Origin of the sequence: Streptomyces sp. NBC_01635 (genome assembly GCF_045209715.1) — a bacterium.
Lineage (GTDB): Bacteria > Actinomycetota > Actinomycetes > Streptomycetales > Streptomycetaceae > Streptomyces > Streptomyces hirsutus.
Genome location: NZ_CP109277.1, coordinates 3415773 through 3441723 on the forward strand (window position 1 = coordinate 3415773; position 25951 = coordinate 3441723).

22 protein-coding genes are annotated in these 25951 nt (G+C 71.6%); 16 read left to right on the top strand and 6 right to left on the bottom strand.

Annotated features, from left to right (window positions below):
- Positions 1–133 precede the first annotated feature (133 nt).
- Together OHB56_RS16030 and OHB56_RS16035 are read left to right on the top strand one after the other, a co-directional pair.
- On the top strand, positions 134–1636 hold the full coding sequence (locus tag OHB56_RS16030) for a PucR family transcriptional regulator (protein ID WP_406354010.1): 1503 nt from the start codon (positions 134–136) through the stop codon (positions 1634–1636).
- 130 nt (positions 1637–1766) lie between these two features.
- Positions 1767–2567 (top strand): phosphatase, encoded by an 801-nt coding sequence (locus OHB56_RS16035; protein ID WP_055595061.1) that lies wholly within the window; start codon positions 1767–1769, stop codon positions 2565–2567.
- Between the two features lie 8 nt (positions 2568–2575).
- Here the strand turns inward: OHB56_RS16035 and tesB are convergent, their stop codons facing one another.
- The 3 genes from tesB to OHB56_RS16050 all read right to left on the bottom strand — a co-directional run bounded on the left by tesB (position 2576) and on the right by OHB56_RS16050 (position 5636).
- Complete coding sequence (tesB, locus tag OHB56_RS16040; protein WP_326752884.1) at positions 2576–3463, bottom strand: acyl-CoA thioesterase II; 888 nt, start codon at positions 3461–3463, stop codon at positions 2576–2578.
- Between the two features lie 47 nt (positions 3464–3510).
- Positions 3511–4668 (bottom strand): acyl-CoA dehydrogenase family protein, encoded by a 1158-nt coding sequence (locus OHB56_RS16045; protein ID WP_326752885.1) that lies wholly within the window; start codon positions 4666–4668, stop codon positions 3511–3513.
- Positions 4669–5039: 371 nt separating this feature from the next.
- Positions 5040–5636: a TetR/AcrR family transcriptional regulator gene (locus OHB56_RS16050; RefSeq protein WP_326752886.1), complete on the bottom strand. Its 597-nt coding sequence runs from the start codon at positions 5634–5636 to the stop codon at positions 5040–5042.
- 86 nt (positions 5637–5722) lie between these two features.
- Here OHB56_RS16050 and OHB56_RS16055 point away from each other — a divergent pair, with 86 nt between their 5' ends.
- The 4 genes from OHB56_RS16055 to OHB56_RS16070 are packed head-to-tail and all read left to right on the top strand — an operon-like array spanning position 5723 to position 11432.
- Entirely contained in the window at positions 5723–7339 is a 1617-nt protein-coding gene (locus OHB56_RS16055) for a carboxyl transferase domain-containing protein (RefSeq protein ID WP_406354012.1), read from the top strand.
- Positions 7340–7380: 41 nt separating this feature from the next.
- Positions 7381–9318: an acetyl/propionyl/methylcrotonyl-CoA carboxylase subunit alpha gene (locus tag OHB56_RS16060; protein ID WP_406359090.1), complete on the top strand. Its 1938-nt coding sequence runs from the start codon at positions 7381–7383 to the stop codon at positions 9316–9318.
- Positions 9315–10262: a hydroxymethylglutaryl-CoA lyase gene (locus OHB56_RS16065; RefSeq protein WP_326752888.1), complete on the top strand. Its 948-nt coding sequence runs from the start codon at positions 9315–9317 to the stop codon at positions 10260–10262. Before OHB56_RS16060 ends, OHB56_RS16065 begins: the two co-directional genes overlap by 4 nt.
- Before the next feature lie 6 nt (positions 10263–10268).
- Positions 10269–11432, top strand: coding sequence for an acyl-CoA dehydrogenase family protein (locus OHB56_RS16070; protein WP_326752889.1), 1164 nt, complete (start codon positions 10269–10271; stop codon positions 11430–11432).
- A 46-nt stretch (positions 11433–11478) separates the two neighbouring features.
- On the opposite strand, the gene OHB56_RS16075 is transcribed toward OHB56_RS16070, so the two are convergent.
- Positions 11479–11817: a hypothetical protein gene (locus OHB56_RS16075; protein ID WP_406354014.1), complete on the bottom strand. Its 339-nt coding sequence runs from the start codon at positions 11815–11817 to the stop codon at positions 11479–11481.
- Positions 11818–12003: 186 nt separating this feature from the next.
- On the opposite strand from OHB56_RS16075, the gene OHB56_RS16080 reads away from it, so the two are divergent.
- The 5 genes from OHB56_RS16080 (at position 12004) to OHB56_RS16100 (ending at position 18653) form a co-directional block, all read left to right on the top strand.
- Positions 12004–13053 (top strand): ABC transporter substrate-binding protein, encoded by a 1050-nt coding sequence (locus OHB56_RS16080; protein ID WP_406354016.1) that lies wholly within the window; start codon positions 12004–12006, stop codon positions 13051–13053.
- A 471-nt stretch (positions 13054–13524) separates the two neighbouring features.
- On the top strand, positions 13525–14967 hold the full coding sequence (gene desA, locus OHB56_RS16085; protein WP_326752892.1) for a lysine decarboxylase DesA: 1443 nt from the start codon (positions 13525–13527) through the stop codon (positions 14965–14967).
- Positions 14951–16243 carry a lysine N(6)-hydroxylase/L-ornithine N(5)-oxygenase family protein gene (locus OHB56_RS16090; RefSeq protein ID WP_406354018.1) on the top strand — a complete coding sequence of 431 codons (1293 nt, stop codon included), beginning with the start codon at positions 14951–14953 and terminating at the stop codon, positions 16241–16243. The genes desA and OHB56_RS16090 overlap by 17 nt, the downstream gene beginning before the upstream one ends.
- A complete protein-coding gene (locus OHB56_RS16095; protein WP_406354020.1) occupies positions 16240–16806 on the top strand; it encodes a GNAT family N-acetyltransferase in 567 nt (188 codons plus the stop codon). The genes OHB56_RS16090 and OHB56_RS16095 overlap by 4 nt, the downstream gene beginning before the upstream one ends.
- Positions 16807–16817: 11 nt before the next feature.
- Complete coding sequence (locus OHB56_RS16100; RefSeq protein ID WP_406359092.1) at positions 16818–18653, top strand: IucA/IucC family protein; 1836 nt, start codon at positions 16818–16820, stop codon at positions 18651–18653.
- 58 nt (positions 18654–18711) lie between these two features.
- On the opposite strand, the gene OHB56_RS16105 is transcribed toward OHB56_RS16100, so the two are convergent.
- Positions 18712–18891 (bottom strand): hypothetical protein, encoded by a 180-nt coding sequence (locus OHB56_RS16105; RefSeq protein WP_406359323.1) that lies wholly within the window; start codon positions 18889–18891, stop codon positions 18712–18714.
- Between the two features lie 146 nt (positions 18892–19037).
- Here OHB56_RS16105 and OHB56_RS16110 point away from each other — a divergent pair, with 146 nt between their 5' ends.
- The 3 genes from OHB56_RS16110 to glmS all read left to right on the top strand — a co-directional run bounded on the left by OHB56_RS16110 (position 19038) and on the right by glmS (position 22153).
- The gene (locus tag OHB56_RS16110; RefSeq protein ID WP_406354022.1) at positions 19038–19931 is read left to right on the top strand and encodes a DUF4429 domain-containing protein; all 894 of its coding nucleotides are present in this window, start codon (positions 19038–19040) and stop codon (positions 19929–19931) included.
- Between the two features lie 133 nt (positions 19932–20064).
- Complete coding sequence (locus OHB56_RS16115; protein ID WP_055595046.1) at positions 20065–20322, top strand: hypothetical protein; 258 nt, start codon at positions 20065–20067, stop codon at positions 20320–20322.
- Positions 20323–20335: 13 nt separating this feature from the next.
- Positions 20336–22153 carry a glutamine--fructose-6-phosphate transaminase (isomerizing) gene (gene glmS / locus OHB56_RS16120; RefSeq protein WP_326752897.1) on the top strand — a complete coding sequence of 606 codons (1818 nt, stop codon included), beginning with the start codon at positions 20336–20338 and terminating at the stop codon, positions 22151–22153.
- 141 nt (positions 22154–22294) lie between these two features.
- On the opposite strand, the gene OHB56_RS16125 is transcribed toward glmS, so the two are convergent.
- Positions 22295–22837, bottom strand: a complete 543-nt coding sequence (locus OHB56_RS16125; RefSeq protein ID WP_350849368.1) for a universal stress protein — start codon at positions 22835–22837, stop codon at positions 22295–22297.
- Positions 22838–23753: 916 nt separating this feature from the next.
- On the opposite strand from OHB56_RS16125, the gene OHB56_RS16130 reads away from it, so the two are divergent.
- Positions 23754–25049, top strand: a complete 1296-nt coding sequence (locus OHB56_RS16130) for a helix-turn-helix domain-containing protein (RefSeq protein ID WP_406354025.1) — start codon at positions 23754–23756, stop codon at positions 25047–25049.
- Between the two features lie 233 nt (positions 25050–25282).
- Positions 25283–25885 (top strand): oligoribonuclease, encoded by a 603-nt coding sequence (orn, locus tag OHB56_RS16135; protein ID WP_326752899.1) that lies wholly within the window; start codon positions 25283–25285, stop codon positions 25883–25885.
- The last annotated feature ends 66 nt before the right edge of the window (positions 25886–25951 follow it).

Sequence of the window (25951 nt, forward strand, 5' to 3'; positions counted from 1 at the left end):
GTGCGGTGCGTCGCGGGGGCGTCCGTCCGTACCCGAGGGCTGCCGGTCGGACCTGACACTAGGTGGCTGGAAAGCGACTGCGAAGTGTACGTTTCATCCATTCCGAACGAACCAGAAGGAGGAAACGTCCACCATGTCGGACCCCGTGGTCCCGCCCACGCCCCCGGTGCCCCTGGACGCGCTCCTGGCACGCGAGGATCTGGCCCTGCGCCGGGTCGCCGGGCCGTCGGACCCGGGCATCGTCGTGCACTGGGCGCACACCTCGGAGATGGCGGACCCGTACCCGTATCTGCTGGGCGGGGAGCTGCTGCTGTCGGCGGGGGTGCACATCCCGGACGGGGCGGGCCCGGGGTACTTCGACGCGTACGTATCCCGGATCGTGGCGGCGGGCGGGGTGGCCCTGGGCTTCGGTCTGGCGCCGGTGCACGACACCGTGCCCGAGGCGCTGGCCGCCGCCTGCGAGCTCCACGGGCTGCCGCTGCTGGAGGTGCCACCGCGGACCACGTTCTCCGGGGTGGCCCGCGCGGTGTGGCAGCTGATGGCGCAGGCCCGGCTGGCGGAGCTGCGCCGGGTGACGGAGGCCCATCAGAGCCTCGCGTCCGCCGCCGCCCGCCCGAACCCGGTGCCGGCCGTGCTGCACCAGCTCTCCCGCCGACTGGGCGGCCGGGCCGTGCTGTTCGGCCCGGAGGGCACGGAACTCGCCACGGCGGGCCGTGACCAGGGTGCGGAGACCGGGGCGGCTCTGGCCCGGCTGGCCCGGGTGGTACGGCCCGGGGGTACGGACCACCGGCCGGCCCCGGCACCCGGCGGCGACCCCGGCCGCCCCGCGCCCGCCTCCGCCACCGACGCGCTCGCCGGGGTCCGGCTGACCGCGTACGCGCTCGGTGCCGGTCACGGGTTCGTGCTCGGCGTCGCGGCTCCGCGGTCGGACTCCGGGGACCACGCCATCGCGTCCGTGGCCGCCGTCCTGCTCACCCTGCTCACCGGTGAGCAGCAGAGCGGCACCGGCGCGGCCCGCTCCGCGGCGCTCGTGCGGCTGCTGCTGGGCAGTGGGCCCGAGGACGTGGCACCGCTGCTCGGCGGGGAGCGGTGGCGGGTCGTGCACGCGCGTCCCCACGCGCAGGCCCCGGACGCCCTGGCGGCCTCCGCCCTGGGCGCCGCGCTCGGGTCGGCGCTGGTGGATCCGGCGGGCGGGATCGTGCGGGTGCTCGTCCCTGCCGGACGGGAGCCCCAGGCGCCGCCCGGCTGGGCCCTGGGGGTCAGCGCCGCCGTCGCCCCGTCCGACTGGCCGGCGGCCGACACCCAGGCGGCCCGCGCGCTGGCCCGCGCCCGTGCCACCCGGGTCCCGCTCGTCGTGCACGGCGCCCGCCCCGCGCTGGACGACCTGGTCCCCGCGGCGGACGCCCGGGCCCACGCCCGCATGTTGCTCGCCCCGTTGGCGGGCACGCCCGCGCTCACCGACACCCTGCGCACCTGGCTGTCCCTGCACGGCAGTTGGGACCGCACCGCGGTGGCCCTGTCCGTGCACCGCAACACCGTGCGGCAGCGGATCGCCCGGTGTGCGGCCCTGCTGGACGCCGACCTGGACGACCCGGACGTCCGCATGAACCTGTGGTTCGCCCTGCGCCGCACCTAGGGCCGGCCGCTCGGCCGCGAAAACGGCCGCGCTCTGAGTACGCGTACGGAGGCCGTCCGAGTACGTGACGCACGTCCCAGGGGGCGGCACCCCAGGGACGCCCGCCCCGGCCTGCTCCACAATGGGGGGCATGCCGATATCCGGGACCCCCAGCCGCGCCGAACTCCTCGTCCACCTCGCCGCCACGCGCATCGCCGGCGATGTCGCCACCCCGCGCGAGAACAATCTCTCCCATTACCGCAAGCTGGCGAACGGCGACCGCCACTACTGGCTCGGCCTGGAGCTCGGCGACCGCTGGAGCGACGAGCAGGACGTGCTCGCGGTGATGGCGGAGCGGGCCGGGGTCAGCGACGACGCCGAGCACCGGTACGGCCAGGACACCATCGATCCCGAGCTGACCGTGGCCGCCCTGGAGCGGATGGCGGGGCGCCTGCGGAAGGCGGCGGACGGGCAGCAGCGGGTGCTGCTGGCCACCGGTCACCCCGGCGGCCTGCTCGACGTGCACCGTGCCACGGCCGCCGCGCTGCGCGCCGCCGGCTGCGAGATCGTGGTGATCCCGGACGGGCTGGCCACGGACGAGGGCTACGTGATGCAGTTCGCGGACGTGGCGGTGCTGGAGCACGGGGCCACGCTGTGGCACACCCACTCCGGTGAGCCGATGAAGGCCATTCTCACCGCCTTGGAGCGCGAGGGCCGCCCGCTGCCCGACCTGGTGGTCGCCGACCACGGCTGGGCGGGTTACGCGGGGCAGCACGGCGTCGACTCCGTCGGCTACGCGGACTGCAACGACCCGGCGCTGTTCCTGGCCGAGGCGGAGGGCACCGTCCAGGTGACGGTCCCCCTCGACGACCACGTGGTCAGCCCCCGCCACTACGACCCGATGACGGCGTACCTGCTGGCGGAGGCGGGGCTGGACCAGGGCGCCCGGTAGGAGGGCTGTCAGGACGGCCGTGAGGACTTCTCGCGCGGGACACGGACCAGGCCCTCCTGGATGACCGAGACCGCGAGGCGGCCGTCCTGGGTGTAGATGCGGGCCTGGCCGAGGCCCCGGCCGCCGTGCGTGGACGGGGACTGCTGGTCGTACAGCAGCCACGCGTCGGCGCGGAACGGGCGGTGGAACCACATGGCGTGGTCGAGGGAGGCCCCGACCACGTCCCCCACCGCCCAGCCGCCGCGGCCGTGCGCGAGCAGCACCGAGTCCAGCAGCGTCATGTCGGAGACGTAGGTGGCGAGGACGACGTGCAGCAAGGGGTCGTCCGCGAGCTTGCCGTTGGTGCGGAACCACACCTGGGAGTGGGGTTCGCGGGGCTCGCCGAAGCGGCCGTAGGGCGGCTCGTCGACGTAACGCAGGTCCACGGCCCGGCGGGCCTCCAGGAAGCGCTCGACGACGGCGGGGGCGAGGTGCCCGTAGTCGCGCAGCCGCGCCTCGGAGGTGGGCAGCGTGTCCGGGTCGGGCGCGGACGGCATCGGCTCCTGGTGCTCCAGGCCCTCCTCGTACGTCTGGAAGGACGCCGAGAGGTGGAAGATCGGCTTGCCGTGCTGGACCGCGACGACCCGCCGGGTGGTGAAGGAGCGGCCGTCACGGATCCGGTCGACGGTGTAGACGATGGGCGCGCCGGCGTCGCCGGGGCGCAGGAAGTACGCGTGCAGGGAGTGGGCGGGCCGGTCCGCGGGGACGGTCCGCCCGGCGGCGACCAGCGCCTGCGCGGCGACCTGCCCGCCGAAGACGCGGGGGACGACGGCGAAGCGGGACTGGCCGCGGAAGATGTTCTCCTCGATCTGCTCGAGGTCGAGCAGATCGAGGAGTTCCTGGAGTGCCTGGCTCATGGGGTCAGTTGTACCGGTGCTGGTAGAGGCCAGGGAGGTCGGACGCCTTACAGGCCCATGTCCTTGGCGATGATCGTCTTCATGATCTCGCTGGTGCCGCCGTAGATGCGGTTGACGCGGTTGTCCGCGTACAGGCGGGCGATCGGGTACTCGTTCATGTAGCCGTAGCCGCCGTGCAGCTGGAGGCAGCGGTCGATGACGCGGTGCGCGACCTCGGTGCAGAACAGCTTGGCGGAGGCGGCCTCGGCGGGGGTGAGCTCGCCCGCGTCCAGGGCCTCGGTGGCGCGGTCGGCGACGGCCTGGGCGGCGTCCACCTCGGCCTGGCAGGCGGCCAGCTCGAACTTGGTGTTCTGGAAGTGGGCGACCGGCTTGCCGAAGACGGTGCGCTCCTGGACGTACTGCTTGGCGAACCGGACGGCGGCGGCGGCCTGAGCGTAGGCGCCGTAGGCGATGCCCCAGCGCTCGGAGGCCAGGTTGTGGCCGAGGTAGGAGAAGCCCTTGTTCTCCTCGCCGAGGAGGTCCTCGACGGGGACCTTGACGTCGACGAACGCCAGCTCGGCGGTGTCGGAGGTCTTCAGGCCGAGCTTGTCGAGCTTGCGGCCGACGGAGTAGCCCTCGGACCTGGTGTCGACGGCGAACAGGGAGATGCCGTGGCGGCGGTCCTCCGCGGTCGGGGCGGCGGTGCGGGCGCAGACGATCACCTTGTCGGCGTGGACGCCGCCGGTGATGAAGGTCTTGGCGCCGTTGAGGACGTAGTGGGTGCCGTCCTCGCTCAGCTTGGCGGTGGTCTTCATGCCCGCGAGGTCGGAGCCGGTGCCCGGCTCGGTCATCGCGATGGCCCACATCTCCTCGCCGGTGGCGAACTTGGGCAGGTAGCGCTTCTTCTGCTCGTCGGTCGCGAGCATCTTGAGGTACGGCAGGGCGAGCAGCACGTGCACGCCGGAGCCGCCGAACTGCACGCCGGCGCGGGCGGTCTCCTCGTAGAGGACGGCCTCGAACTTGTGGGTGTCCATGCCCGCGCCGCCGAACTCCTCGGGCACGCTGATCCCGAAGATGCCCAGCTCACCGAGCTTGTAGTAGAAGTCGCGGGGCGCCTGGCCCGCCGCGAACCACTCGTCGTAGACCGGGACGACCTCGGCCTCGATGAAGTCGCGGATGGTCTCCCGGAAAGCCTCGTGGTCCTCGTTGAACACCGTACGGCGCACGCCGCCGCCCTCCTTCGCGCCTGGTCCGGCGCCGCTGTCGCGTTCCTGGTCGCCCGGCGTCGGAGGTGCCCCACAACCTGGCCGCCCCGCATGCCTAAGCGCTTGCTCAGAAACCCAACCGTACCGGCGAGTAGCCAAAGCCGTCCAGACCATGACCCCCGTAACGCTCGTCACGTGCGCCGGGGCCGGGGCGGGCCTTGGAGAGGGAGCCCGAGACCGGGCCGGGAGGTCCGGCCGGGAGGTCCGGCCGACCCCCGGCCCGGCCGGATCCCGGTCCGGCCGGATCCCGGTCCGGCCGGATCCCGGTCCGGCCGGATCCCGGTTCAGTCCGAGCCCGGTTCAGTCCGAGCCCGGTTCAGTCCGAGCCCGGTTCAGTCCGAGCCCGCGGCGGCGAAGGCGCCGCGGGCCATCCGGTGCAGGAGTGCCGCCGTCGTGGCGCGGCCGGGCAGGGAGCCGGGCCGGGCGAGGTGCGGGGTGGAGTTGAGCAGCCCGAACACGGAGTGCACGGCCGAGCGGGCGGCGGGTTCGGCCAGGTCCGGGTACAGCGCGCGCACCACCCCCACCCACAGTTCGACGTACTGCCGCTGCAACTGCCGCACCAGCTTGCGGTCGCTGTCCCGGAGGCGGTCCAGCTCACGGTCGTGCAGGGTGATGAGGGGCCGGTCGTCGAGCGCGAAGTCGATGTGGCCCTCGAGCAGCGAGTCCAGGACCACTTCGGGAGCCGCCCCGTCGACCTCCTTCAGGCGCTGTTTCGCGCCGGTGAGCAGCTGGCCGCTGATCCCCACCAGCAGTTCCGCGAGCATCGCGTCCTTGCCCGGGAAGTGCCGGTACAGGCCGGGTCCGCTGATGCCGACCGCGGCGCCTATCTCGTCGACCCCGACTCCGTGGAAACCGCGCTCGGCGAACAGCCGCGCGGCCTCCTTGAGGATCTGCTCGCGGCGGGTCGGGGCGTCGGTTCTGGTGGCCATGAAAACAATTCTAGACAGCGGGGTTAGCGGTCGTTAACCTGAGGGAAATCCGTTAACGGTCATTAACCAGGCGAGGGGACCGGCAGATGGACGAGGCACCGGAACTTCACAGCGCGGCCGATCCCGCGTCGGAGTCCTTTCGGGCCAACGAGGAGGCGCACCGCGCGCTCGTCGAGGAGCTGCGCGCCAAGCTGGCGGCGGCCGCGCTCGGCGGCGGCGAGCGGGCTCGGGCCCGGCACACCGCACGGGGGAAACTGCTGCCGCGCGAGCGCGTGGACACCCTCCTCGACCCCGGTTCGCCCTTCCTGGAGCTGGCCCCGCTGGCGGCCGACAGGATGTACGAGGGGCAGGCCCCGGCGGCCGGGGTGATCGCCGGGATCGGGCGGGTCGCCGGGCGCGCGTGCGTGGTCGTCGCCAACGACGCGACCGTCAAGGGCGGCACGTACTACCCGATGACGGTGAAGAAACACCTGCGCGCGCAGGAGGTGGCCCTGGACAACCGGCTGCCCTGCGTCTACCTGGTGGACTCCGGCGGGGCCTTCCTGCCGATGCAGGACGAGGTGTTCCCCGACCGGGACCACTTCGGGCGGATCTTCTACAACCAGGCCCGGATGTCCGGCGCCGGCATCCCGCAGATCGCGGCCGTGCTGGGCTCGTGCACGGCGGGCGGGGCGTACGTCCCGGCGATGAGCGACGAGGCGGTGATCGTCCGCGGGCAGGGCACGATCTTCCTCGGCGGCCCGCCCCTGGTGAAGGCGGCCACCGGCGAGGTGGTCACGGCGGAGGAGCTGGGCGGCGGCGAGGTGCACGCGCGGGTCTCCGGCGTCACCGACCATCTCGCCGAGGACGACGCGCACGCGCTCAGGATCGTGCGCAACATCGTCTCCACCCTCCCGGCGCGCGGTCCGCTCCCCTGGGGAGTCGAGCAGGCCGTGGAGCCCAAGGTCGACCCGCTGTCGCTGTACGGCGCGGTCCCGGTCGACTCCCGTACGCCGTACGACGTGCGGGAGGTCATCGCGCGCGTGGTGGACGGGTCGCGTTTCGCCGAGTTCAAGGCGGAGTTCGGGCAGACCCTGGTCACCGGCTTCGCCCGGATCCACGGCCACCCGGTGGGGATCGTCGCCAACAACGGCATCCTGTTCTCCGAGTCGGCCCAGAAGGGCGCCCACTTCATCGAGCTGTGCGACCAGCGCGGCATCCCGCTGGTGTTCCTCCAGAACATCTCCGGCTTCATGGTCGGCAAGGACTACGAGGCCGGCGGCATCGCCAAGCACGGCGCCAAGATGGTGACGGCGGTGGCGTGCACGCGGGTGCCGAAGCTGACGGTGGTGGTCGGCGGTTCGTACGGCGCGGGCAACTACTCGATGTGCGGCAGGGCGTACTCGCCCCGCTTCCTGTGGATGTGGCCGGGCGCCAAGATCTCGGTCATGGGCGGCGAACAGGCCGCCTCGGTGCTGGCGACGGTCAAACGCGACCAGTTGGAGGCGCGCGGGGAGAGCTGGCCGGCCGAGGACGAGGACGCCTTCAAGGCGCCGGTCCGCGCGCAGTACGAGCGGCAGGGCAACGCCTACTACGCGACGGCCCGCCTGTGGGACGACGGTGTGATCGACCCGCTGGAGACCCGGCAGGTCCTGGGCCTGGCCCTGACCGCGTGCGCCAACGCGCCACTGGGCGAACCCCAGTTCGGCGTCTTCCGGATGTGAGGGGACCTCAGAGGATGGCGGCTCAGACCATGTCAGGTCAGATGTTCGAGACGGTGCTGGTGGCGAACCGGGGCGAGATCGCCGTCCGGGTCATCCGCACCCTGCGGTCGATGGGCGTGCGCTCGGTGGCCGTCTTCTCCGACGCGGACGCCGACGCCCGGCACGTCCGCGAGGCCGACACGGCGGTCCGGATCGGACCGGCACCGGCCGCGGAGAGCTATCTGTCGGTGGAGCGGCTGCTGGAGGCCGCCGCCCGCACCGGTGCGCAGGCGGTCCACCCCGGCTACGGCTTCCTCGCCGAGAACGCCGGGTTCGCGCGGGCGTGCGCCGAGGCGGGGCTGGTGTTCATCGGGCCCCCGGCGGACGCGATCGCGCTGATGGGCGACAAGATCCGCGCGAAGGAGACGGTGCGGGCGGCCGGGGTCCCGGTCGTGCCCGGCTCCAGCGGCAGCGGCCTGACGGACGGGCAGCTCGCCGACGCGGCCCGTGAGATCGGCATGCCGGTGCTGCTGAAGCCGTCCGCGGGCGGCGGCGGCAAGGGCATGCGGCTGGTGCGGGACCCGGAGCGGCTGGCCGAGGAGATCGCCGCCGCCCGGCGCGAGGCCCGCGCCTCCTTCGGGGACGACACGCTGCTCGTCGAGCGGTGGATCGACCGCCCCCGGCACATCGAGATCCAGGTGCTGGCCGACGGCCACGGGGGCGTCGTCCACCTCGGCGAGCGCGAGTGCTCCCTCCAGCGCCGCCACCAGAAGATCATCGAGGAGGCGCCCAGCGTCCTGCTGGACGGGGCGACCCGGGCCGCGATGGGCGAGGCGGCGGTCCAGGCGGCCCGCTCGTGCGGCTACCGGGGCGCGGGCACGGTGGAGTTCATCGTGCCGGGCGGCGACCCCTCGTCGTACTACTTCATGGAGATGAACACCCGCCTCCAGGTGGAGCACCCGGTCACCGAGCTGATCACCGGCCTCGACCTGGTGGAGTGGCAGCTGCGGGCCGCGGCCGGCGAGCGGCTCGGCTTCGCGCAGGAGGACGTCCGGCTCACCGGCCACGCGGTGGAGGCCCGTATCTGCGCCGAGGACCCCGCACGGGGCTTCCTCCCCTCCGGCGGCACGGTGCTGCGGCTGCGCGAACCCCGGGGCGAGGGCGTGCGCACCGACTCCGGGCTCAGCGAGGGCACGGAGGTCGGCAGCCTCTACGACCCGATGCTGTCCAAGGTGATCGCGTACGGCCCCGACCGGGCGAGTGCGCTGCGCAGGCTCCGGGCGGCGCTCGCGGAGACGGTCACGCTGGGCGTGCCGACCAACGCCGGGTTCCTGCGGCGGCTGCTCGCGCACCCGGCGGTGGTGAGCGGCGACCTGGACACGGGGCTGGTGGAGCGCGAGGCGGACGGCCTGGTCGCCGCCGGCGTGCCGGAGGAGGTGTACGAGGCGGCGGCGGCCGTCCGGCTGGACGCGCTGCGCCCGCGCGGCGACGGCTGGACGGACCCGTTCTCGGTGCCGAGCGGCTGGCGCCTGGGGGGTACGCCGAAGCCGGTGGCGTTCCACCTGCGGGTCACCGACCCGGTGGAGTACACCCCGCGCGGCTCCCACACCGTCACCGAGGACCGGGTGTCGGTGACGCTGGACGGTGTCCGGCACACCTTCCACCGCGCCGCCGACTGGCTCGGCCGCGACGGCGACGCCTGGCACGTGCGGGACCACGATCCGGTCGCCGCGTCCCTGACCGGCGCGGGCCGGGCGGGCGCCGACTCGCTGACCGCGCCGATGCCCGGCACGGTGACGGTGGTGAAGGCCGCCGTCGGCGACGAGGTGGCGGCCGGCCAGAGCCTGCTGGTGGTGGAGGCGATGAAGATGGAGCACGTCATCTCCGCCCCGCACGCCGGCACGGTCACCGAACTCGACGTGGCCCCGGGCACGACGGTCGCCATGGACCAGGTGCTGGCCGTGATCGCGCCCGCGGCCACGGAGGAGGAGACGGCATGAACGCCTCGGAACTGGGCCTGCCCATGGCCGTACCGGCCGAAGGCCTGCCCGCGCGCGTGCGGATCCACGAGGTGGGGGCGCGCGACGGCCTGCAGAACGAGAAGGCCGTCGTCCCGGCGGTGGTGAAGGCGGAGTTCATCCGCCGCCTGGCCGCGACGGGCCTGACCACCATCGAGGCGACGAGCTTCGTCCATCCCCGGTGGGTCCCTCAACTGGCGGATGCGGAGCAGCTGTTTCCGCAGGTGAGCGACCTGCCCGTCGAGCTGCCGGTGCTGGTGCCCAACGCACGGGGCCTGGAGCGCGCACTGACCCTCGGTGCCCGCCGGGTCGCGGTGTTCGCCAGCGCCACGGAGTCCTTCGCCCAGGCCAACCTCAACCGCACGGTGGACGAGGCACTGGCCATGTTCGAGCCGGTGGTGACCCGGGCGAAAGCGGAGGACGTCCACGTCCGGGGCTATCTGTCGATGTGCTTCGGCGACCCCTGGGAGGGCGCCGTCCCCGTGGCCCAGGTGGTGAGGGTCTGCCGGGCCCTGCTGGACATGGGCTGCGACGAGCTGAGCCTGGGCGACACGATCGGGGTGGCCACACCGGGCCAGGTGAGTGCCCTGATCACCGCGCTGACGGACGCCGGTGTGCCCGTGTCCGCCCTGGGCGTGCACTTCCACGACACCTACGGCCAGGCCCTGTCCAACACGCTGACCGCGCTCCGGCACGGTGTCGCCACGGTCGACGCGTCCGCGGGCGGCCTGGGCGGCTGCCCGTACGCGAAGTCCGCCACCGGCAACCTCGCCACCGAGGACCTCGTATGGATGCTGCGGGGCCTCGGCATCGAGACCGGGATCGACCTCGGCCGTCTGGTCGCCACAAGCGTCTGGATGGCCGCCCACCTGGGCCGACCCAGCCCGTCCCGCACCGTCCGAGCCCTCTCCCACCAGGAGCAGTGAACGACCATGGACCACAAGCTCTCCCCCGAACTGGAAGAACTCCGCCGTACGGTCGAGGAGTTCGCCCACGACGTCGTGGCGCCGAAGATCGGCGACTTCTACGAGCGGCACGAGTTCCCGTACGAGATCGTCCGCGAGATGGGCCGCATGGGGCTGTTCGGCCTGCCGTTCCCGGAGGAATACGGCGGGATGGGCGGCGACTACTTCGCGCTGGGCGTGGCCCTGGAGGAACTGGCCCGGGTGGACTCCTCGGTGGCCATCACCCTGGAGGCCGGGGTCTCGCTGGGCGCGATGCCGGTCCACCTCTTCGGCACGGAGGAGCAGAAGCGCGAGTGGCTGCCCCGGCTCTGTGCGGGCGAGATCCTGGGCGCGTTCGGGCTGACCGAGCCGGACGGCGGCAGTGACGCGGGCGCGACCCGCACCACGGCCCGGCTGGACGAGGCGACGGACGAATGGGTGATCAACGGCACGAAGTGCTTCATCACCAACTCGGGCACGGACATCACGGGCCTGGTCACGGTGACGGCCGTGACCGGGCGGAAGCCGGACGGCGGGCCGCTGATCTCGTCGATCATCGTCCCGTCGGGCACCCCGGGGTTCACGGTGGCGGCCCCGTACTCGAAGGTCGGCTGGAACGCGTCGGACACGCGGGAGCTGTCCTTCCAGGACGTCCGGGTCCCGGCCGCCAACCTCCTGGGCGAAGAGGGCCGTGGCTACGCCCAGTTCCTGCGCATCCTCGACGAGGGCCGCATCGCCATCGCGGCGCTGGGCACGGGACTCGCGCAGGGCTGTGTGGACGAGTCGGTGAAGTACGCCAAGGAGCGGCATGCCTTCGGGCGGCCGATCGGCGCCAACCAGGCCATCCAGTTCAAGATCGCGGACATGGAGATGAAGGCCCACACCTCGCGTCTGGCATGGCGGGACGCGGCCTGCCGGCTGGTCGCCGGGGAGCCGTTCAAGAAGGAGGCGGCGCTGGCCAAGCTGTACTCGTCCACGGTCGCGGTGGACAACGCCCGTGACGCCACCCAGATCCACGGCGGGTACGGCTTCATGAACGAGTATCCGGTGGCCCGCATGTGGCGCGACTCCAAGATCCTGGAGATCGGCGAGGGCACGAGCGAGGTCCAGCGCATGCTGATCGCCCGCGAGTTGGGGCTGCCGGCGGGTTGACGGCCCAGGCGGCGGGCGGGTCGGCGACCCCGGCCCGCCCGCCGCCTCACCCGTCGAACAGGAAGGACAGGACCACCAGCACCGTCATCGGCACCGGGACGAGTCCCGCGCTCGTCGCCCAGTAGCGCCGCCGGGCGCAGCACTCCGGGCGGGCCCATTGGTTCAGCGGGATCCACAGGGCGAGGAAGACCGCCCACACCAGAATCAGGATCGTCATCCAGGGGAGCACGCCGTCGTTGTCCGTGGGTTCCCTGGAGGCGAGGCCCAGCCCGGCCAGGGGGTAGCTCACGACGAACATCATCGACAGCCACAGCGGCACTACGGCCACGACCCCGAGGATCAGGTTGACGGCCAGCGGAGCACCCCATCGCTTGAGCGGTTGCACACCCAACCCCCTTGCCCTTGAGGGGAATCACCCTAGGGAACGGGCGTCGCCGCTGTTCCGGCGGGGAGGAAATCCAGGCTCCCTCTGGACATACCATGAGGTTAGGCTACCCTAAGCCCTGCCTCGGATCCGAGGCTCCGCAAGTCCGCATCCCACGGCTCCGTACGCACGAAAGCAGACCCGCCCATGTCGAACGCCAGAACCGCCCGCTTCTCCCGTCGCGGCATCCTCGCCGCCGGTGGCGCCCTCGGACTCGGTGCCGTGCTCGCGGCCTGCGGGGACGGCGACGCCAAGAACGGCGGCTCGGACTCGTCGGCGGCTGCCGAGGGGCCGTCCGGCCCCTGGTCCTTCAAGGACGACCGCGGCACGACGGTGAAGCTGGACAAGGTGCCCGCGAACATCGTCGCCTTCACCGGTGCCGCCGCCGCGCTCCACGACTACGGCGTCCAGGTCAAGGGCGTCTTCGGCCCGACGAAGACCAAGGACGGCAAGGCCGACGTCCAGGCCGGCGACATGGACGTCAGCAAGGTGACCGTCCTCGGCAACGTCTGGGACCAGTTCAACGTCGAGAAGTACGCGACCCTCGCCCCCGAGCTCCTCATCTCCACCACGTTCGACGACGCCGGCACCCTCTGGTACGTCCCCGAGGCGTCCAAGGACAAGATCGCCAAGCTCGCCCCGAGCGTCGCCGTGTCCGTCTACGACCGCCAGCTGACCGCGTCGCTGGAGCGCATGTGGGAGCTGGCCGAGTCGCTGGGCGGCGACATGAAGGCCGCCAAGGTCACCGACGCGAAGAAGCGCTTCGAGGAGGCCTCCGAGCGGCTGCGCAAGGCCGCCAAGGCCAACCCCGACATCAAGGTGATGGCCGGCTCCGCGAGCCCGGAGCTGTTCTACGTCTCCGGCACCAACCTCTCGGTCGACCTGGAGTACTACAAGGCCCTCGGCGTGAACTTCGTCGAGCCGACCGAGAAGGCCAAGGAGCCCACCGGCGGCTGGTTCGAGAGCCTGAGCTGGGAGAACGTCGACAAGCACCGGGCCGACCTCATCATCATGGACGACCGCTCCTCGGCCACGCAGCCCGCCGACATCACCGAGGCGACCTGGAAGAAGCTGCCGGCGGTCAAGGCCGGTCAGGTCATCGGCCGTTCCGCCGAGCCGATCCTGTCCTACGACAAGTGCGTCCCGCAGATCGAGGCGCTCGCCGAGGCCATCGAGAAGGCCAAGAAGGTCAGCTGACCCCTTCCGCCCTCCCCCCTCCCCCCCGTCACCGGAGCCGTCCGTGACCACTTCCGCAGCCGCCCCGTTCCGCTTCCCCTTCCCCCAGGCCGCCGGAACGAGGCGGCTCGGTCCGTCCCTGGCCCGGTGACCTTCAGCGGGGCCGGCTTGCACGCGTTCCGGTCCGACGGGCCGCACCACCGAGGTCGGCATCGACTTCGTGACGTCGCCGACGAGTGCGGCCCCGACCACCGCCGCGTCGCCTGCGGGGCTACCGGCGCCGCGGCCTGACGGAGGGGCAGCCGCGCCAACAGCGTTGGCGGCGACTCCACTTGAGCCCTTTTCACACCTCGCCAGGGAGTGAGGACGGTCACGGCGGCAGCAGGAATAAAACGCGACCGCTTAGGTTAGGCTCACCTAAGTAAAAACGGGCCGCACCGCGGCGTGCCCGCTCACTCCCCGCACCGGACCGTCCCCACCGGAGGCCCCCACATGCGCTCGCACCTGCTCAACGACACCACCGCGGAGCACTATCGCCGCTCCGTGACCGAAGGAGTCGAGCGGGTGGCAGCCAAACTCGCCACCACAGAACGTCCGTTCACCGGCGTCACGGTCGACGCCCTCGCCCCCGTCATCGAGCGGATCGATCTCGACCGGCCGCTGCACGACACCACTGCGGCGCTGGACGAACTGGAGGACGTCTACCTCCGGGACGCGGTCTACTTCCACCACCCCCGCTACCTCGCCCACCTCAACTGCCCGGTCGTCATCCCGGCCGTGCTCGGCGAGGCCGTGCTCTCCGCCGTCAACTCCTCCCTGGACACCTGGGACCAGTCGGCCGGCGGCACCCTCATCGAACGCAAACTGATCGACTGGACCGCCGCCCGGATCGGTCTCGGCGCCGCCGCCGACGGGGTGTTCACCTCCGGCGGCACCCAGTCCAACCTCCAGGCCCTGCTGCTGGCCCGCGAGGAGGCGAAGACCCGCGATCTCGCCGCCCTGCGCATCCTCACCTCCGAGGTCAGCCACTTCAGCGTGCAGAAGTCCGCGAAACTGCTCGGCCTCGGACCGGACGCCGTGGTGTCGATCCCCGTCGACCACGACCAGCGGATGCAGACCGTGGCCCTCGCCCGCGAACTGGCGCGCTGCGCCGAGGACGGCCAGGTCCCCATGGCCGTCGTCGCCACCGCCGGCAGCACCGACTTCGGCTCCATCGACCCGCTGCCCGAGATCGCCGAGCTGTGCGCGCAGTACGGCGTCTGGATGCACGTGGACGCCGCCTACGGCTGCGGACTCCTCGCCTCGCTGAAGCACCGGGACCGCATCGACGGCATCGAGCACGCGGACTCGGTCACCGTCGACTACCACAAGTCCTTCTTCCAGCCGGTGAGTTCGTCCGCCGTACTGGTCCGGGACGCGGCCACGCTGCGGCACGCCACCTACCACGCGGAGTACCTCAACCCGCGCCGCATGGTGACCGAGCGCATCCCCAACCAGGTGGACAAGTCCCTGCAGACCACCCGCCGTTTCGACGCGCTGAAACTGTGGATGACCCTGCGCGTGATGGGCGCCGACGGCATCGGCCGGCTCTTCGACGAGGTCTGCGACCTGGCCCGGGACGGCTGGCGGCTGCTGGCCGCCGACCCGCGCTTCGACGTGGTCGTCGAGCCGTCGCTGTCCACGCTCGTCTTCCGGTACGTCCCGGCCGCGGTCACCGACCCCGCGAGCATCGACCGCGCCAACCTCTACGCCCGCAAGGCCCTGTTCGCCTCCGGTGACGCGGTCGTCGCGGGCACCAAGGTCGCGGGGCGCCACTACCTGAAGTTCACCCTGCTGAACCCCGAAACCACGACGGCCGACATCACCGCCGTCCTCGACCTGATCGCCGGCCACGCCGAGCAGTACCTGGGAGAGTCCCTTGAGCGCGCATCCTGAAGCCCCGGACACCACCTACGACTTCGTCGGTATCGGACTGGGCCCCTTCAACCTCGGCCTCGCCTGCCTCACCGAGCCCATCGATGAACTCAGCGGCGTCTTCCTGGAGTCCAAGCCGGACTTCGAGTGGCACGCCGGGATGTTCCTCGACGGCGCCCACCTCCAGACGCCGTTCATGTCGGACCTGGTCACCCTCGCCGACCCGACCTCCCCGTACTCCTTCCTCAACTACCTGAAGGAGAAGGGCCGGCTGTACCCGTTCTACATCCGCGAGAACTTCTATCCGCTGCGCGTCGAGTACGACGACTACTGCCGCTGGGCCGCCGCGCGGCTGAGCAGCATCCGCTTCTCCACCACCGTCACCGAGGTGACGTACGACGAGGCGGAGGAACTGTACGCCGTACGGACGCGGGAGGACGTCACCTACCGCGCCCGGCGGCTGGTGCTCGGGACCGGGACCGTGCCGTTCGTGCCCGAGGTGTGCCGGGGCCTGGAAGGCGGCCTGTTCCACACCTCGCAGTACATGCACCGCAAGGCGGAGCTGCGGGAGAAGAAGTCGATCACGATCGTCGGCAGCGGGCAGAGCGCCGCCGAGATCTACTACGAACTGCTCTCCGAGATCGACGCCCACGGCTACCAGCTCAACTGGGTCACGCGCTCCCCGCGGTTCTTCCCGCTGGAGTACACCAAGCTGACCCTGGAGATGACGTCCCCGGACTACATCGACTACTTCCGGGCACTGCCCGAAGAGACCCGCTACCGGCTGGAGAAGGAGCAGAAGGGTCTGTTCAAGGGCATCAACTCGGAGCTGATCGACGCGATCTTCGACCTGCTGTACCAGAAGAACGTCGGCAGCGGCGGCCGTCCCGTCCCCACCCGGCTGATCGGCAACTCCACCCTGACCGGGGCGCACCACCAGGACGGCACGTACACGCTCGGCTTCCACCAGGACGAGCAGGACAAGGACTACGAGATCCGCACCGAGGGCCTGGTGCTGGCCACCGGCTACCACTACGAGCCGCCGGCCTTCCTCGACCCGGTCCGCGGCCGTATCCGCTTCGACGGCCACGGCCGGTTCGACGTGGCCCGCAACTACTCCATCGACGTGACCGGCCGGGGCGTGTTCCTGCAGAACGCGGGCGTCCACACGCACAGCGTCACCAGCCCCGACCTGGGCATGGGCCCGTACCGCAACAGCTGCATCATCCGCGAGCTGCTCGGCACCGAGTACTACCCCGTCGAGAAGTCCATCGCCTTCCAGGAGTTCACCGTATGAGCACCACCGGCACCGGCCTGCGGACCGCGCTGGGCACCTTCGGTGTCCGCCCGCTCGACCCGCCGGAGGACGCCGCACTGCTGTACTCCTGGGTCACCCACCCCAAGGCGGCCTTCTGGATGATGCAGGACGCGAAACCGGAGGACGTCGAGCGCGAGTACCTGCGGATCGCGGCCGACGAGCACCACCACGCCCTGCTGGGCCTGCACGACGGAGTGCCCGCCTTCCTGATGGAGACGTACGACCCCGTCCACCGCGAGCTGACCGGGCTGTACGAGCCGGAGCCCGGGGACGTCGGCATGCACTTCCTGGTCGCGCCGACCGGCACCCCGGTGCACGGCTTCACCCGGGCCGTGATCACCGCCGTCCTCGCGCACGTCTTCGACGACCCGGCGGCCCTGCGGGTCGTCGTCGAACCGGACGTGTCCAACAAGGCGGTCCAGGCCCTGAACGAGGCCGTGGGCTTCGTTCCCGTACGCGAGATCGACAAACCGGAGAAGAAGGCGTTGCTGAGCTTCTGCACCCGTGAACAGTTCACCGCGGCCACGGGGGTGGACCTATGAACCCCGCCGACGTGAGCCTCACCGGCGCCGTGGACCATCTGACCCCCGAGCGCTGGGAGACGGCCGACCGCCTGCTGATCCGCAAGGCGCTCGCCGAGTTCGCCCACGAGCGGCTGATCGCACCGGCGCCCGCCCCGAAGCGCGAGGGAGAGGACGGCGCGACCCCGGGCACGGACCCGGGCACAGGAGCGGGAACGGGCGCGGACGCGTACGTCGTGCGCAGCGACGACGGGCTGACCGAGTACCGCTTCACCGCCGTCCGCCGCGCCCTGGACCACTGGCAGGTCGCCGCCGCATCCATCACCCGGCACCGCGACGGCGGCGAACTCCCGCTCGCCGCCCTGGACTTCTTCATCGAGCTGCAGAAGTCGCTGGGGCTGAGCGACGCGGTCCTGCCGGTGTACCTGGAGGAGATCTCCTCCACCCTCTCCGGCACCTGCTACAAGCTGGCCAAGCCCGCCGTCACCTCGGCCGAGCTGGTGGACGCCGGTTTCCAGGCCGTCGAGACCGGCATGACCGAGGGCCACCCCTGCTTCGTCGCCAACAACGGGCGCCTCGGCTTCGGCGTCCACGAGTACCGGGCCTACGCGCCGGAGACGGCGAACCCGGTGCGGCTGGTGTGGCTGGCCGCGCACCGCTCCCGGGCGGCGTTCACCGCCGGCATCGGCATCGAGTACGAGTCGTTCCTGCGGCAGGAGCTGGGCGGGGACACCGTCGAGCGCTTCCGCCGGACCCTCACCGAGCAGGGGCTCGACCCGGCCGACTACCTGTTCATCCCCGTCCATCCCTGGCAGTGGTGGAACAAGCTCAGCGTCACCTTCGCCGCCGAGGTCGCCCGCCGCCACCTGGTGTGCCTGGGCGAGGGCGACGACGAGTACCTGGCCCAGCAGTCCATCCGCACCTTCTTCAACCGGTCGAACCCGCGGAAGCACTATGTGAAGACGGCCCTGTCCGTCCTCAACATGGGCTTCATGCGCGGGCTTTCGGCCGCGTACATGGTGGCCACCCCGGCGATCAACGACTGGCTGGCCCAGCTCATCGAGAACGACCCGGTGCTGCGGTCGACCGGGCTGACGATCATCCGGGAGCGGGCCGCGGTCGGCTACCGGCACCTGGAGTACGAGAAGGCCACCGACCGCTACTCGCCGTACCGCAAGATGCTGGCCGCGCTGTGGCGGGAGAGCCCGGTGGCATCGCTGCGGGAGGGCGAGTCCCTCGTCACGATGGCCTCGCTGCTCCATGTGGACCACGAGGGGACGTCCTTCGCGGGCGCGCTGATCGCGCGGTCCGGCCTGACGCCGGCGGAGTGGCTGCGGCACTACCTGCGCGCCTACTACACGCCGCTGCTGCACAGTTTCTACGCCTATGACCTGGTGTACATGCCGCACGGCGAGAACGTGATCCTCGTCCTCGAGGACGGGGTGGTGCGGCGCGCGGTCTACAAGGACATCGCCGAGGAGATCGCGGTGATGGACCCGGACGCGGTGCTGCCGCCGGAGGTCTCCCGCATCCGCATGGAGGTGCCGGAGGACAAGAAGCTGCTGTCGATCTTCACGGACGTCTTCGACTGCTTCTTCCGCTTCCTGGCCGCCGACCTCGCCACCGAGGGCGTCCTCACCGAGGACGACTTCTGGCGGACGGTCGCGGAGATCACCCGCGAGTACCAGGCGTCGGTGCCCGAACTCGGCGAGAAATTCGCCCAGTACGACATGTTCGCCCCCGAGTTCGCGCTGTCCTGCCTCAACCGGCTCCAGCTGCGCGACAACCGGCAGATGGTCGACCTCACGGACCCGTCCGGCGCGCTCCAGCTGGTCGGCACCCTGAAGAACCCCCTCGCCGGGTTCTGACCCCCGAACGGACGGGCACCCCGCAGTACGGTCCTGGGGGTGCCCGTCGCTCGTCCGGTCAGCGGCTCATCGCCCCTGCGGGCCGGGGCACCTGCGGGGAGCGGTAGTGGTCCATGCCGAGCACGTCCCAGCGGGGGGCCTGGGCCGCGAGCCGGGACCGGTAGCCGTCCCAGTCGTGCGTGGCCGCGCCCACGGTGGTGGCCCCGGCCGCCATGACCAGCAGCAGGGACCCGAGCAACCGGGTCGTACGGGGAGTCGTTCGGTGGTGCCGTCGTCACCGTCTCACACGCGCTCCCCTCTCGTCAGCTCTCAACTCCACGGCTCCACAAAGGAACCGACAAGGTACAGACCACTCTCCCGCAGACCCGGTGAAACAATCACCCCATGGCGGAAATCATCCAGAAGGACGGCACCTGGGTCTTCGACGGGGACACCCTGCGACTGACGCCCGGCCGGGACAAGAGCGTCGGGCTGCTCCGCCGGACGCTGGGCGAGCTGACGGTCCCCCTGAAGGCGTTGGCGGGCGTCTCGTTCGAGCAGGGCCGCAGGACGGGGCGGCTCAGGCTGAGGCTGCGCGAGGGCGCCGACCCGCTGCTCCAGGCGGCCGGCGGCCGGCTCACCGAGCCGCACGACCCGTACCAGCTGATCGTGGAGTCCGACCGGTACGGCGTCGCCGAGTACTTCACGGACGAGGTCCGCAACGCCCTGCTGCTGGACCGGATACCGTCCGACCCGGTCTCCGGGTATCTGCTGCCCGGCCCGTCCGTGCCGCTGTCGGTCGCCGCCGGGGACGGTGCGGCGAGTTTCGACGGGGAGCAGATCCGCCTGGAGTGGAACTGGAAGACGGAGGATTCCAAGTCCGCCGCCGGCACCCGCGTCCTCGCGCTGGCCGAGATCACCGCCGTGGAGTGGCAGCCGTCGGCCGGGCTGGAGAACGGCCATCTGCGTTTCGTCGTGCGCCACGCGCCCGCCAAGACCCCGGCGAAGTACGACCCCAACGCGGTGGAGCTGTGGGGCTTCAAGAAGGACCCCCTGATGGCGCTCGTCGCCGCCGCCGTCCAGGCCCGTCTGCCCCATCCCGCCGCCTCGGCCCTCGCCGGGAGCGAACCCCCGGCCCTGCCGGGGGCGGCCCCGGGCGCGGGCGCCGCCCCCGCCCGCGAGGACGACCACGACGCGCTGCTGCGCCGGCTGCGCGAGCTGGGCGAACTCCACCGCGCCGGGATCCTGACGGACGAGGAGTTCACCCAGGCCAAGCAGGCGGTCCTGAAACGCATGTAAACCGGTCGGGTACCCGACCGCCCACCCGGCCGCACACCCGCCTGGCGGCCTTCACACCTCCACACCCTCGCACTCCTGCCCGAAATCGGGCAGGATTCTTGCGTGAACCCCTCCCTTACCCCAGGATCGTCGAGTGCACGACGAACTTGTTGATCATCTGGCGCGGTCCTCGCCCCTCAGCCGGGGCGAGGCGCTGCGTGTGATCCAGGACGTGCTCGCCTACTTCGACGAGACGACCGAGGACTTCGTCCGTCGCCGCCACCGCGAACTCCAGGCCCAGGGCCTGGTGAACGCGACGATCTTCGAACGGATCGAGGCGGACCTCAGATACCGCACCGTGGCCCCGCCCGAGCTCTCGCTCCGGCAGCTGCGGCGCATCGTCTACGGCTAGGAAACCACCACATATGTGCGGAATCGTCGGATACATCGGCAGGCGTGAGGTCGCCCCTCTGCTGCTCGAGGGCCTGCAGCGCCTGGAGTACCGGGGCTACGACTCGGCGGGCATCGCCGTCACGTCGCCGAAGGCGGCCGGTCTGAAGACGGTCAAGGCCAAGGGCCGGGTGCGCGACCTGGAGGCGAAGGTCCCGGCGCGCTTCAAGGGCACCACGGGCATCGCCCACACCCGCTGGGCCACCCACGGCGCCCCCTCCGACGTGAACGCGCACCCGCACCTGGACGCCGAGGGCAAGGTCGCCGTCGTCCACAACGGCATCATCGACAACGCCGGTGAGCTGCGCCGCAAGCTGGAGGCGGACGGCGTCGAGTTCCTCTCCGAGACGGACACCGAGGTCCTCACCCACCTGATCGCCCGCTCGCAGGCCGAGAAGCTGGAGGACAAGGTCCGCGAGACGGTGCGGATCATCGAGGGCACCTACGGCATCGCCGTGCTGCACGCCGACTTCCCCGACCGCATCGTGGTGGCCCGCAACGGCTCGCCCGTGGTGCTCGGCATCGGCGAGAAGGAGATGTTCGTCGCCTCGGACATAGCCGCCCTGGTCACCCACACCCGGCAGATCGTCACCCTCGACGACGGCGAGATGGCCACCCTCAAGGCCGACGACTTCCGCACCTACACCACCGAGGGCACCCGTACGACGGCCGAGCCGACCACCGTGGAGTGGGAGGCGGCCTCGTACGACATGGGCGGCCACGACACGTACATGCACAAGGAGATCCACGAGCAGGCCGAGGCCGTGGACCGGGTGCTGCGGGGCCGGATCGACGACCGGTTCTCCACCGTGCGCCTCGGCGGCCTGAACCTGGACGCGCGGGAGGCCCGCCAGATCCGCCGGGTGAAGATCCTCGGCTGCGGCACCTCGTACCACGCGGGCATGATCGGCGCCCAGATGATCGAGGAGCTGGCCCGCATCCCCGCCGACGCCGAGCCGGCCTCCGAGTTCCGCTACCGCAACGCGGTCGTCGACCCCGACACGCTGTACGTCGCGGTGTCCCAGTCCGGTGAGACCTACGACGTGCTGGCGGCGGTGCAGGAGCTGAAGCGCAAGGGCGCCCGGGTGCTGGGCGTGGTGAACGTCGTCGGTTCGGCGATCGCCCGCGAGGCGGACGGCGGCATGTACGTGCACGCCGGGCCCGAGGTGTGCGTGGTGTCCACCAAGTGCTTCACCAACACCACGGTCGCCTTCGCCCTCCTCGCCCTGCACCTGGGCCGCACCCGCGACCTGTCCGTGAGCGACGGCAAGCGGATCATCGAGGGGCTGCGCCGGCTCCCGGGGCAGATCGCCGAGATCCTGGAGCAGGAGGAGGAGATCAGGAAGCTGGCCCTGCAGTACGCCGAGGCCCGCTCGATGCTCTTCATCGGCCGCGTCCGGGGCTACCCGGTGGCCCGCGAGGCGTCGCTGAAGCTGAAGGAGGTCTCCTACATCCACGCGGAGGCCTACCCGGCGTCCGAGCTCAAGCACGGCCCGCTGGCCCTGATCGAGCCCGCGCTGCCCACGGTCGCGATCGTCCCCGACGACGAGCTGCTGGAGAAGAACCGCGCGGCGCTGGAGGAGATCAAGGCCCGCAGCGGCCCCATCATGGCCGTCGCCCACCGGGAGCAGGAGAAGGCCGACCACACGATCGTCGTCCCGAAGAACGAGAACGAGCTGGACCCCATCCTCATGGGAATCCCGCTCCAACTCCTCGCCTACCACACGGCGTTGGCCCTGGGCCGGGACATCGACAAGCCCCGCAACCTCGCCAAGTCGGTCACCGTCGAGTAGGTCGGGCAGGCGGCACTCGCCCCTGAAGGCATCCGGACACCCGCGTGGGCGGGGCGGGCACCCCGCCCCGCCCACGCGCGGTGCACACCGACCCCGGCCGGCCGCCGCCCGGTTGCCGACCGGTCGTCACCGGCCGACGCGTCAGGGAATGACCACGACCGGGCGCTGGGCCCGCTTGGCGAGCCGGCCCGCGACGGAGCCGAAAAGACGGCCGACGAGACCGTGGGTGGAGCCGACGACGATCGCGTCGGCCTCGTACTCCCGGCCGACCTCCTCGAGTTCGTGGCAGATGTCGCCGCCGCGCTCGACCAGGATCCAGGGCACCTCGGTGAGGTAGTCCGCGCAGGCCAGTTCGAGACCGAGGACCTCGGTGCGATGGTCCGGGACGTCGACGAAGACCGGAGGCTCGCAGCCCGCCCACACCGTGGTCGGGAGCCGGTTGGCGACGTGGACGATGATCAGCGCGGAACCGAAGCGCCGGGCCATGCCGATCGCGTACGCGAGGGCGCGCTCGCTGGAGGTGGAACCGTCGAAACCGACGACGACGCCGTGCCGGAACGCCGGATCGCACGGCTGGCGCGACTGAGCCGCGCCCAGGGGCTCGGCCCCCACCGACTCGGCGGTCGTGGGGTCGGCGAGGGGTCGCTTGCGGTCCGCGGGTTCGAAGAATTCGTGACCGGCCATGGCTGTCTCGGCGTTGTAATCCTTGTTATGAGGAACGACAGGCTGCGTCGGAGCTGTGTCCGGGAATCATCTTCCCAACCCCATACCCCCAAGGATACGGCGGCACGCCTCCTTCGCGCAGATCCCGTCCACGCTGGCCGACGGGTATCCCGGAGCATGCCCGAGGGGACGCCTCCCACGCAATGGTCGCTGCCTTGTACAGGCGGTTTGCACAGGGCGGGCCCAGCCGCGAGAGTGGGGCGTGCCGGGGGTGCCGGCCCGCAGGCGCGGTGACCGACGCCCCGCCCGCGCGTCGATCCCGTGCGCCGCACCGTACGAAGCACCTGCCGCGTCCGCTCCGGGAGCGGACCCCGGCCGACCCCGGAACGGCCCGGAACGGCCCGGAGCGACCCCGGAGCGACCCCGGAACGGCCCGGAGCGGCCCGGAGCGACCTCGCCGCACCGATCCGCCCCGCCCTCCCCGCCCGGCCGGAAAAGGGCCCCGCGACGGACTTGTCGGACCGGTCCGCGACCCGGCGGAGAGACACCGGTCGCCTGACCGGTTTCCGCGCACGCGGCCGCATGTTTTCAGCCAACTTCCGCAACCTGTGCATCCCCTGGTGCGCCCACCCCCCAACCCCCGTTCGACCTGCACGGAAAGGCCTCGGGGGACCCCGCGCACCCTACGGGGATTGGCCACCACGACAAGGCGCACTTCCCTGCACGCCCCACGAGTGCAACCCTTCGTGATCGAATGCTTCACGCCAAGTTGCCAAGTCGACAATCCACCGGGGGCTGAACTGGCCACCCGGGCACGACGGGACGCAGTAGATTCGATCTTGACTGTCTTACGGCGGGGGACTCGTGCAGGACCGAGGGGAAACGTGCAGGTGCGACACAACCGAGGAGCCGCGACCACCGAGGGGGGCTTAGCAGTATGAGCCACGACTCCACTGCCGCGCCGGACATCGCGGCCCGGAAACTCACCGGGCGACGCCGCAAGGAGATCGTCGCGGTGCTGCTGTTCAGCGGCGGCCCCATCTTCGAGAGTTCCATACCGTTGTCGGTGTTCGGCATCGACCGCCAGGACGCCGGCGTACCGCGCTACCGCCTGCTGGTGAGTGCGGGTGAGGAGGGCCCGCTGCGGACCACGGGGGGTCTCGAACTCACCGCGCCGCACGGCCTGGAGGCGATCGCACGGGCAGGCACCGTTGTCGTGCCCGCCTGGCGTTCAATCACCTCGCCGCCACCGGACGAGGCGCTCGAAGCGCTGCGCCGGGCCCATGAGGAGGGCGCCCGCATCGTCGGGCTGTGCACCGGCGCCTTCGTGCTCGCGGCGGCCGGCCTGCTGGACGGCCGTCCGGCGACGACCCACTGGATGTACGCGCCGACGCTGGCGAAACGCTATCCGTCGGTGCACGTCGATCCGCGGGAACTCTTCGTGGACGACGGCGACGTGCTGACCTCCGCCGGTACGGCGGCCGGAATCGACCTGTGCCTGCACATCGTGCGCACGGATCACGGCAACGAGGCGGCGGGGGCACTCGCCCGGCGGCTCGTCGTCCCGCCGCGCCGGACGGGCGGTCAGGAACGCTATCTGGACAGGTCTTTACCCGAGGAGATCGGCGCCGACCCGCTCGCCGAGGTCGTCGCCTGGGCGCTGGAGCACCTCCACGAACAGTTCGACGTGGAGACGCTGGCGGCACGCGCGTACATGAGCCGTCGTACGTTCGACCGCCGCTTCCGCTCACTGACCGGCAGCGCGCCGCTGCAGTGGCTGATCACGCAGCGGGTGCTGCAGGCACAGCGTCTGCTGGAGACGTCGGACTACTCGGTGGACGAGGTCGCGGGCCGCTGCGGCTTCCGCTCACCGGTCGCGCTGCGGGGCCACTTCCGGCGCCAGCTGGGTTCGTCCCCGGCCGCCTACCGGGCCGCGTACCGTGCACGGCGCCCCCAGGCGGAGCGGCACCAGGGCTCCGACGGCCTCCCGGCCGCTCCGGGAGCCGTCCCGTCCGGGCCGGCGCACCAGCACGGGCACCCGGGCCATCCCGGCCAGGCGCCCGCCGCGCCGCATCCGGACAGCCCGGTGCCGCACCAGTCCCGGCGCGCGGCGGCCGCGAGCGCCCTGGGCGGTCCACCGCTGGCGGCGTCCTCGGCCGACCCGGGCCGTGAGACCCGCGAGGCCTACCTCCAGGCCCGGGCGAGCGTGCCGGGCCAGCGCAGCGCGCCGTGAGGCGGACCTGAGACGGGCGTGAGGGGCGGGCGGGCCCGAGCAGGACCCGCGGCCGACAGTCGACCCTGCGGGCCGGAGGCGGAAGCCTCCGGCCCGTACCGCTGCCCCGCCCCGCCCGCACGGCCCCTGCCGTCGCTCCGGCCGTCCCCGCCCGCCCGTCCTCTCCCCGCCTGCGCCATCAACCCGGTCCCCGCCCGGTCCCCTACGCTCCTGCGCGCCGTAAGGTTAGACATATGAACGATCGCATGGTGTGGATCGACTGCGAGATGACCGGCCTCTCGCTGTCGGACGACGCGCTCATCGAGGTGGCCGCCCTCGTCACCGACTCCGAGCTGAACGTGCTCGGCGACGGTGTCGACATCGTCATCCGCCCGCCGGACGGGGCACTGGAGACGATGCCGGAGGTGGTGCGTCAGATGCACACCGCGTCCGGACTGCTCGACGAGCTGGCGGACGGCACCACACTGGAGGACGCCGAGCAGCGCGTCCTCGCGTATGTGAAGGAGCACGTCAAGGAGCCCGGCAAGGCCCCCCTGTGCGGCAACTCCGTCGGCACGGACCGCGGATTCCTGCTGCGGGACATGCCGACACTCGAGGACTACCTGCACTACCGCATCGTCGACGTGTCCAGCATCAAGGAGCTGTCGCGCCGCTGGTACCCGAGGGCGTACTTCAACAGCCCCGAGAAGAACGGCAACCACCGCGCGCTGGCCGACATCCGCGAATCCATCGCGGAGCTGCGCTACTACCGCGAGGCCGTCTTCGTCCCGCAGCCGGGCCCCGACTCGGAGACCGCGAAGAAGATCGCGGCGAAGCACGTCCTGCCTGCGCAGTAGGCGCGCGCAAGGCCTCGGCGGGCGGCATTCGGGGAGCCGTCCGGGGGGGCGCCGCGAAACCCTGGC

Coding starts and splice junctions, on each gene's coding strand:
- OHB56_RS16030 (WP_406354010.1), top strand. CDS start 134: ATGTCGGACCCCGTGGTCCCGCCCACGCCCCCGGTGCCCCTGGACGCG.
- OHB56_RS16035 (WP_055595061.1), top strand. CDS start 1,767: ATGCCGATATCCGGGACCCCCAGCCGCGCCGAACTCCTCGTCCACCTC.
- tesB (WP_326752884.1), bottom strand. CDS start 3,463: ATGAGCCAGGCACTCCAGGAACTCCTCGATCTGCTCGACCTCGAGCAG.
- OHB56_RS16050 (WP_326752886.1), bottom strand. CDS start 5,636: ATGGCCACCAGAACCGACGCCCCGACCCGCCGCGAGCAGATCCTCAAG.
- OHB56_RS16055 (WP_406354012.1), top strand. CDS start 5,723: ATGGACGAGGCACCGGAACTTCACAGCGCGGCCGATCCCGCGTCGGAG.
- OHB56_RS16060 (WP_406359090.1), top strand. CDS start 7,381: ATGTTCGAGACGGTGCTGGTGGCGAACCGGGGCGAGATCGCCGTCCGG.
- OHB56_RS16065 (WP_326752888.1), top strand. CDS start 9,315: ATGAACGCCTCGGAACTGGGCCTGCCCATGGCCGTACCGGCCGAAGGC.
- OHB56_RS16070 (WP_326752889.1), top strand. CDS start 10,269: ATGGACCACAAGCTCTCCCCCGAACTGGAAGAACTCCGCCGTACGGTC.
- OHB56_RS16080 (WP_406354016.1), top strand. CDS start 12,004: ATGTCGAACGCCAGAACCGCCCGCTTCTCCCGTCGCGGCATCCTCGCC.
- desA (WP_326752892.1), top strand. CDS start 13,525: ATGCGCTCGCACCTGCTCAACGACACCACCGCGGAGCACTATCGCCGC.
- OHB56_RS16095 (WP_406354020.1), top strand. CDS start 16,240: ATGAGCACCACCGGCACCGGCCTGCGGACCGCGCTGGGCACCTTCGGT.
- OHB56_RS16110 (WP_406354022.1), top strand. CDS start 19,038: ATGGCGGAAATCATCCAGAAGGACGGCACCTGGGTCTTCGACGGGGAC.
- glmS (WP_326752897.1), top strand. CDS start 20,336: ATGTGCGGAATCGTCGGATACATCGGCAGGCGTGAGGTCGCCCCTCTG.
- OHB56_RS16125 (WP_350849368.1), bottom strand. CDS start 22,837: ATGGCCGGTCACGAATTCTTCGAACCCGCGGACCGCAAGCGACCCCTC.
- OHB56_RS16130 (WP_406354025.1), top strand. CDS start 23,754: ATGAGCCACGACTCCACTGCCGCGCCGGACATCGCGGCCCGGAAACTC.
- orn (WP_326752899.1), top strand. CDS start 25,283: ATGAACGATCGCATGGTGTGGATCGACTGCGAGATGACCGGCCTCTCG.